The sequence below is a fragment of the Methylobacterium sp. WL7 genome (assembly GCF_008040085.1).
GTDB lineage: Bacteria > Pseudomonadota > Alphaproteobacteria > Rhizobiales > Beijerinckiaceae > Methylobacterium > Methylobacterium mesophilicum.
Map to the genome: position 1 here is coordinate 1 of NZ_VRVG01000179.1, position 7,866 is coordinate 7,866.

The 7,866-nt window shown below is 74.0% G+C and carries 6 protein-coding genes; 4 read left to right on the forward strand and 2 right to left on the reverse strand.

The window, feature by feature from the left end; genetic code table 11:
* Positions 1-1,182, reverse strand: a 1,182-nt coding sequence (locus FV233_RS26830; protein WP_147899325.1) for a pyridoxal phosphate-dependent aminotransferase, incomplete at its 3' end; no start/stop codon positions are given.
* A gap of 231 nt (positions 1,183-1,413) precedes the next feature.
* On the opposite strand from FV233_RS26830, the gene FV233_RS26835 reads away from it, so the two are divergent.
* From FV233_RS26835 to FV233_RS26850, 4 genes are all read left to right on the forward strand, one after another.
* The gene (locus FV233_RS26835) at positions 1,414-2,832 is read left to right on the forward strand and encodes a cytochrome ubiquinol oxidase subunit I (protein WP_147899326.1); all 1,419 of its coding nucleotides are present in this window, start codon (positions 1,414-1,416) and stop codon (positions 2,830-2,832) included.
* 7 nt (positions 2,833-2,839) lie between these two features.
* On the forward strand, positions 2,840-3,847 hold the full coding sequence (cydB, locus tag FV233_RS26840) for a cytochrome d ubiquinol oxidase subunit II (RefSeq protein WP_147899327.1): 1,008 nt from the start codon (positions 2,840-2,842) through the stop codon (positions 3,845-3,847).
* The gene (locus FV233_RS26845) at positions 3,847-3,969 is read left to right on the forward strand and encodes a DUF2474 domain-containing protein (protein WP_147899328.1); all 123 of its coding nucleotides are present in this window, start codon (positions 3,847-3,849) and stop codon (positions 3,967-3,969) included. Before cydB ends, FV233_RS26845 begins: the two co-directional genes overlap by 1 nt.
* 134 nt (positions 3,970-4,103) lie before the next feature.
* A complete protein-coding gene (locus FV233_RS26850) occupies positions 4,104-4,682 on the forward strand; it encodes a GbsR/MarR family transcriptional regulator (RefSeq protein WP_147899329.1) in 579 nt (192 codons plus the stop codon).
* Positions 4,683-4,807: 125 nt separating this feature from the next.
* Here the strand turns inward: FV233_RS26850 and FV233_RS31710 are convergent.
* Positions 4,808-7,866 (reverse strand): autotransporter domain-containing protein (locus FV233_RS31710; RefSeq protein WP_147899330.1); only part of this gene is annotated, 3,059 nt, incomplete at its 5' end.

Sequence of the window (7,866 nt, forward strand, 5' to 3'; positions counted from 1 at the left end):
GCGCCGCACCGCCTCCCGTGCCAAGTCCGGGCTGATGGCGAAGCAGATGCGGACCAGGCCCTCGCCCGCGGGGCCGAAGGCGGTGCCCGGGGCGACGCCGACCTTGGCGTCGCGCAGCAGGCGGAACGCCAGGTCGAGGCTCGGCTCGTCGCCGGCGATCCGGGGCATGAGGTAGAAGGCGCCCTCCGGCGGCGCCACCGTCACGCCGGGCAGGCGCGCCAGCCCCTCCACCAGGATCGTCCGAGCCTCGGCGCAGCGGTCGACCATGGTGCGGATGAAGCCGTCGCCCTCCTCGAGCGCCGCGACGCAGGCGTGCTGGATGAAGGTCGGGATCGAGGTGGTGCTGTACTGGCCGAGCTTGGCGAAGGTCGGCGCCAGGCCCCGGGGGAAGATCACCCAGCCGGCGCGCCAGCCGGTCATCGCCCAGTTCTTCGAGAAGGTGTTGGTGACGATCAGCCGGTCGTCCTCCGTGCAGATCTGCAGGAAGGACGGCGCGATCTGGTTGCCGTAGGTGAAGTGCGCGTAGACCTCGTCCGACAGGATCCACAGGCCGCGCGCGCGGGCGAGGTCGCGAAGCGCCGTCATCTCGGGAAGCGGCATGGTCCAGCCGGTGGGGTTCGAGGGCGAGTTGACCATGATCACCCGGGTGCGCGGCGTCAGCGCCGCCACGATGTCGGCGAGCGGCAGCGTGAAGCGCCCGTCCGGCTGGATCCGGTAGGGCACCGTCACTGGCACGCCGCCGGTGATGCGGACCGCCTCCGCGAGGTTCGGCCAGGCGGGGGACGGGATGATGATCTCGTCGCCCGGCTCCAGCAGCGCCTGCGCGGCCTGCATGATCGCGTTCATGCCGCCGGCCGTGACGGCGAAGCGGTCCGCCGGGACGTCCACCCCCCAGTGCCGGGCGTGGTAGGCGCCGAGCGCCGCCCGCAGGGCCGGCAGGCCCAGCGACGTGGTGTAGCGGGTGTGCCCGGCCTGCATCGCCCGGTGCGCCGCCTCGACGATGAACGGCGGCGTCGGCAGGTCGCCCTCGCCGATCCAGAGCTTGACCACGTCCGGGTCGTCCCGGCCGCGATCCGCCACCAGGCCGATCTGGCTCGTGCCGATGCCGCGGATGCGCTCCGAGAGCGCGGCGGACAGGTCGAGGGGCGTGTCGAGGGCGGCGGCGGCAACGGGTTCGAGCATGGGGCGACGGGTCTCGTGGTGTCCGGGGAGCGGCGCACGGCGCGGCGCGCGGGTGGGCACCCGACTTGCAAGCGCCCGGCCGTTCTGGGGAATCGCCCCGAGCCTGCCGCGTCCGGCCGCGCGCGTCCAGGGCCGGCGTCGCCGCGATGGCTGTCCTGTCATTATCGACATTTCAGAAATTTCTGAAAATGCTATAAGCCGAGTCGCAGATCCCGAGCCGGGAGACCCGTCGTGCTCGACACCCTCGATCCCCTGATCCTCGCCCGCATCCAGTTCGGCTTCACGGTGGCGTTCCACATCGTGTTCCCGGCCTTCTCGATCGGGCTCGCGAGCTTCCTGGCCGTGCTGGAGGGCCTGTGGCTCGCCACCGGCCGGCAGGTCTTCATGGACCTGTTCAAGTACTGGCTGAAGATCTTCGCCATCGCGTTCGCCATGGGCGTCGTCTCCGGCCTGGTGATGTCCTACCAGTTCGGCACCAACTGGTCGGTCTTCTCCGACAAGACCGGCCCGGTGCTCGGCCCGATGATGGCCTACGAGGTGCTGTCGGCCTTCTTCCTGGAGGCGGGCTTCCTCGGGGTGATGCTGTTCGGCATGCGCAAGGTCGGGCCGCGGCTCCACTTCGCCGCGACCCTGATGGTGGCGTTCGGGACCTTCTTCTCGGCGTTCTGGATCCTGTCGGTGAACTCGTGGATGCAGACGCCGGCCGGCTACGGCACCAACGCCGAGGGCCAGTTCGTGCCGCTGGACTGGTGGGCGATCGTGTTCAACCCGTCCTTCCCGTACCGGCTCGTCCACATGGTGCTGGCGGCCTACCTGACGACCGCGCTCGTGGTCGGCGCGGTGGGCGCCTGGCACCTGCTGCGCGACCGGGCCAACCCGGCGGCCCGGACGATGTTCTCGATGGCGATGTGGATGGCCGCCCTGGTGGCGCCGGCCCAGATCCTCGCCGGCGACGCGCACGGGCTCAACACCCTGGAGCACCAGCCCGCCAAGGTCATGGCCATGGAGGGCCACTTCCAGAGCCATCCGGACGGGGCGCCGCTGGTGCTGTTCGGGCTGCCCGACCAGGAGGCCGGCACGGTCCGCTACGCCGTGGAGATCCCGAAGCTGTCCTCGCTGGTGCTCAAGCACAGCCTGGACGCGCCGCTCGCCGGCCTCGACAGCCTGCCCCGGACGGACTGGCCGCCGGTGCCGATCGTGTTCTGGTCGTTCCGCATCATGGTCGGGCTCGGCATGCTGATGCTGCTGCTCGGGGCCCTGAGCCTGCTCGCGCGCTGGCGCGGGGCGCTCTACCGGTGGCGCCCGCTGCACCGTTTCGCCCTCGCCATGGGCCCGGCGGGCTTCGTGGCGGTGCTGGCCGGCTGGATCACCACCGAGGTCGGGCGCCAGCCCTACACGGTCTACGGCCTGCTGCGGACCGCGCAATCCGCCTCGCCGCTCCACGGCCCGGCGGTGGCCGCCTCGCTCACCGCCTTCGTGGTGATCTATTTTTCCGTCTTCGCCATGGGGGTTCTGTACATCCTGCGCCTGATGGCCCAGCCGCCCCATGCCGGCGAGGCCGGGATCGAGCCCGGCGCGCCGATCCGCACCGCCGGCATCACCCCCGCCCCGGCGGTCGATCCCGACCGCCACCTCCAGCCGGCCGAGTGAGGCAGCCATGGTCTACAGCGTCGATCTCACCGTGATCTGGGCGTTCGTGATCGCCTTCGCGGTCTTCGCCTACATCGTCATGGACGGCTTCGATCTCGGCATCGGGATCCTGTTCCCGGCCCTGCGGCCGGGGCCCGAGCGCGACACCGCGATGAACTCGGTCGCCCCGGTCTGGGACGGCAACGAGACCTGGCTGGTGCTGGGCGGCGGCGGGCTGTTCGCGGCCTTCCCGCTGGCCTACGCGGTGATCCTGCCGGCGCTCTACGCGCCGATCATCGCGATGCTGCTCGGGCTGATCTTTCGCGGCGTCGCCTTCGAGTTCCGCTGGCGCGATCCCGGCCACCGGGCGGCCTGGGATGTCGCCTTCACGGGCGGCTCGCTGGTGGCGGCGTTCGCCCAGGGGATCGCGCTCGGCGCGCTGCTGCAGGGCATCGCGGTCGAGGGCCGGGCCTATGCCGGCGGCTGGTGGGACTGGCTGACGCCGTTCAGCCTGCTGGTCGGCGCGAGCCTCGTGATCGCGTACGCGCTCCTCGGGGCGACCTGGCTGGTGATGCGCACGGAGGGGCTGCTCCAGCTCCGGGCCCGCCGGCTGGCCCAGCGCCTGACCATCGCCACCGTGGCGGCGATCGCGCTGGTCAGCGCCGCGACGCCGTTCCTGCAGGGGCGCTACTTCGCGCGCTGGCTGGCGATGCCGAACGTGCTCGTCACCGCGCAGGTGCCGCTGCTCGTGGCGCTGGCCGCCGTCGCCCTGTGGCGGACCCTGCGGGGCGGCGGCGAGCGGGCCCCGTTCCTGATCGCGCTCGGCCTGTTCGCCCTGTCGTTCCTGGGGCTGGGGATCAGCATCTTCCCCGACGTGGTGCCGGGCCGGATCACGATCTGGCAGGCCGCCGCCCCCGCGTCGAGCCAGATGTTCATGCTGGTCGGGGCCTCGGTCCTGATCCCGATCATCCTGATCTACACCGCGTATTCCTACTGGGTGTTCCGCGGCAAGGTCGACGCGCACGGGTATCACTGATGACGCCCGCGACCCCGCCGCCCCTGTGGAAGCGCCTCGCCTGGTTCGTCGGGCTCTGGGCCGGGAGCATCCTCGGCCTCGGGGCCGTGGCGACGCTCCTCCGGTTCTGGCTCAAGAGCTGATAAGCCGGCCCTCACGCCTCGATCGAACGCGCTCGCCTCCGTCGAACCGATCTCCACGTCGGCGGCGAGCGCTCCGAACCCCCGCCTCGAACCCCCGCCTGCTTTGGGGGCTCACCGTCCGACGGATCGCCGCCGTGCACCTGCCCCCCCTGGTCCAGACCTTCGTGCTGCATTTCGGCGAGATGGGCTCGCGCTGGGGCATCAACCGGACCGTGGGGCAGATCTACGCCCTGCTGTTCGTGGCCGAGCGCCCGCTCAACGCCGACGAGATGGTCGAGCGGCTGGGCGTCTCCCGCTCCAACGTCAGCATGGGGCTCAAGGAGCTGCAGGCCTGGAACCTGGTGCGGCTGCAGCACGTGCCCGGCGACCGGCGGGACTATTTCGCCACCCCGGAGGACATCTGGCAGATCGTCCGCACCCTGGTGGAGGAGCGCAAGAAGCGCGAGATCGACCCCACCCTGACCCTGCTGCGCGAGCTGCTGATGCAGGAGGCCGAATCCGAGGTCGAGCGCCACGCGCAAGGCCGGCTCCGGGAGATGCACGACCTCTTCGAACTCTTCGCCGGCTGGTACGCCGACGTCCGCCGCCTCGACACCGAGCGCCTGGTGCAACTCCTCACCCTCGGCGCCAAGGTGCAGAAGGTGCTGGCCATGAAGGACCGCCTGACCGGCTTGCCCGGCCGCCTCGGCGGGCGGGGCGGCCGGGTGGAGTGAGGGGAGCGTTCCGAGCCGCGACGGAGGATTCCCGCGCGCGGCGAACGGTATGCCGCCGCGAGGGCACGACAGGCGATACGGGAGCGGCCTCGCGCACGCGTGATCCCCGCCGCGCCCCGGGCTGTTCAGAACCTGACCGTGAAGGCGCCCTTTGCGGCGTGGTCCTGGGCGCGGGCGCCGATCTGGCCGGTGTAGGACAGGCCCAAGCTCGCCGCCGGGGAGAGCAGCACCGACAGGCCGGCCTCGGCGACCAGGGCGTCGCGGTCGATCGGCAGGCCCGCGCTGACGAACCGGGCGCCGGTGCCCCGGAACGCCAGAACCGCGCTCGGCACGCCGTCGCCGAAGGTGCGCCGGTACCCGGCGAGCGCGTGCACCGACACCGGCAGCGCCGCCTCCGGATCGAGCTGCGCCTCGGCGCGCAGGCCGGCGGTCGCGGTCGGCAGCAGGCTGGCGCGGGCCGCCCCCGTGAGTGCGGCCGCCCCGCCCTGCTCGGCGAAGCGGTCGCGCCCCAGCGCCACCGCCCCGGCGCCGACGAACGGCTCCAGCACCGCGCCGGCGCCGAGCGCGACCCGGTAGCCGGCCTCGCCGAAACCCTGGACGCTGCGCCCGCCGGTGCGCGCGCTCGGCGTGTCGGTCAGGCCCGGGAACGCCACCACCCGGCGCAGCCGCGCCGGCTCGTCCGCCGCCAGCGCGCCGAACCGCAGAACCGCCGGACCCGCCTCCAGGCTGCCGTAGACGCCGCCGAACGTGCTCGCCAGCGTCCCGGTCTGGACCTGGCCGGGGCTGGCGAGATCGGTCTCGACATGGCCGCCGACCACGCCGAGCCGCAGCCCGCCGAGGCCGAGCCCGTCCAGGCGCGCGTCCACGCCCATCACGAAGCCGGCGCTCCGGCGCGACTGGGCGGCGGCGTTGGCGTCGGCCCGGACGTGGCCGAGGCTGCCCAGCCCCTGGCCCCACAGGCTCACGATCCGCGGGTCGAACACCCGCGCCGGGACCGCCACCGGTTCCACCGGCTCCCCGGGCCGGTCGGCGGCGTAGGCGGCCGGCAGGGCGCCGTAGTCGCGCGCCTCCGGGGCCCCGCCCCAGCGCAGCCGGTCGAGCACCGCCTCGCGGCTGAGGCCGGCCGTGGCGAAGGCGGTCGAGGCCAGCCCGGCATGGGCGTCGCCCGCCAGCCCGGCGAACGCCGCCCGGGCCTGGGGCGCCGACAGGGTCGCGACCGCGTCGTAGAGCGTCGAGCCCACCGCCCCGGCCTGGACCGCGGCGGCCGCCGCGCGCTGGTTGCGGGTGTGCGCCACCGCGGCGAAGTCGAGGTCGTTGCGCGCCAGCGTCAGGGTCACGGCGTTCGGCTCGTAGCCGAGGAACGGGGTCAGGAACGCGAAGCTGCTCGACACCCCGGCGAACCGGCCCTGGACGCCGCCCGCGGCGGTCAGGATGGTGTAGCGGGTGCGCGGGGCCCAGGCGCCGGCGCCGGCCACGGCCTCGACCCGGGCGCCCGCCACCGTGGCGCCGCCCCCGACCGCGACGCGGTCGGCGCGGCCGTCCGGGGTGGCGTCGACCCGGTAGACCGAGCCCGGCGCCAGGGTGAGGCTGCCGGCGACGCGGATCAGGCCGAGTGCGCCCGGGGCGGCGCCGGGGCTGAGCACGCTGCCGGCGCCGAGGCTCACGGTGCCGAACCAGCCGTCGCCGGTGAGCCGGCTGCCGGCACCGAACGTGAGCGCGGCGTTGGGCAGGGCGCCGGTGACCGCGAGGTCGCCGCCGAGGATGCTGATCGGCCCGGAGAAGGTGTTGAGCCCGGACAGGGTCAGGGTGCCGGCGCCGACCTTGGTCAGGCTGGTCGGGCTGGCGCCGTCGACGATCTGCCCGGCATAGTCGGACGCGCTGCCGTCGGTGCCGACCGTGAGCCGGCCGTTGCCCAGCGTGGCGGTGGCGGTGGTGCCGGTGAGCGAGCCGACGCTGAGCGCGGTGCCGCCGAGGTCGAACGCGCCGTCGTTGGCGAGCCGGGTGATGCCGGTGGTGGGGCCGGTCAGCGCGATGACGCCACTCGGGGCGTTGCTCACCGGCCCGGCGAGCACGCCGGCGGCCTGGACGGCGCCGGTGTTGGTGAGCCCGCCGGTGAGGCTGCCGGTGGTGACCAGGGTGCCGGCGTTGACGAACGGGGCCGAGACGGTGGTGAAGGTGCCGGTGTTGATCAGGGTGCCGCCCGGGGCGTTGACCGCGTCGGCGGTGTAGGCGCCGGCGTTGACCAGGCGGCCGGTGTTGAGGAGGTCATCGACGACGCTGCCCTGGGCCGCGATGGTGAGCAGGCCGGCATTGGCGACGCGGCCGGCGACGAGGCGGCCGCCGTCGGCGATCGCGACGGTGCCGGCGTTGTCGAGGCCGCCGGCCAGGGCGTAGCGGCCGGAGACGGTCAGGCTGGCGCCGGCGGCGTTGGCGAAGCCGGCGTCGGAGGAGACCGCCCCGGTGACGGCGACCTGCCCGGCGTTGCGGATGGCGCCGTCGAGGGCACCCCCGGTGGCGGTGAGGCTGCCGGTGTTGGTGATCCCGCCCGCGATGGTGCCGCTGGTGAGGGTGATGCCGGCGTTGGTCAGGCCGCCGGCGAGCGTCCCGGCATGGGTCAGGGTGGTGCCGGCGAGGGTGATCACCGGCGAGACCAGGCTGGCGGGGGCGGTGAGGCCGAGCCCGCCGGCGGCGACGGTGGTCGGGCCGGTGAAGCTGTGGGCGGCGGTCAGCGTGAGCGTGCCGGCGCCGAGCTTGGTCAGGCCGCCGGGGCCGGAGATGGTACCCGCGAAGGTGACGGCGTCGGCCCGGTTGAACGCCAGGGTGCCGGCGTTGGCGACATCGCCGACGAGGCTGCCCGCGGTGCCGCCGTCCCCGACCTGGAGGGTGCCGGCCGCGATGGTGGTGCCGCCGGTATAGGTATTGGTGCCGGCGAGGGTGAGCGTGCCGGCGCCGGCCTTGGTCAGGCCGCCGGTGCCGTCGAGGGTCCCGGCGAAGGTGGTGAAGCTGTTGTCGCCGCCGGCGTTGAGGCGGGCGGATCCGAGCGCGACGCGGCCCTGCCCGGCGAGCGAGCCGACGGTCTCGCCGTCGGCGAGCGCCAGGGTGGCGCCGGCGCCGACGAGCACGGCGCTGCGGTCGCCGATGGCCTGGCCGCCGCGGGCCAGCAGGGTGCCGGCCGCGATGGTGG

Excerpts from the sequence above, each read along its gene's own strand:
- cydB (WP_147899327.1), top strand. The coding sequence starts at position 2,840 with ATGGTCTACAGCGTCGATCTCACCGTGATCTGGGCGTTCGTGATCGCC.
- FV233_RS26845 (WP_147899328.1), top strand. The coding sequence starts at position 3,847 with ATGACGCCCGCGACCCCGCCGCCCCTGTGGAAGCGCCTCGCCTGGTTC.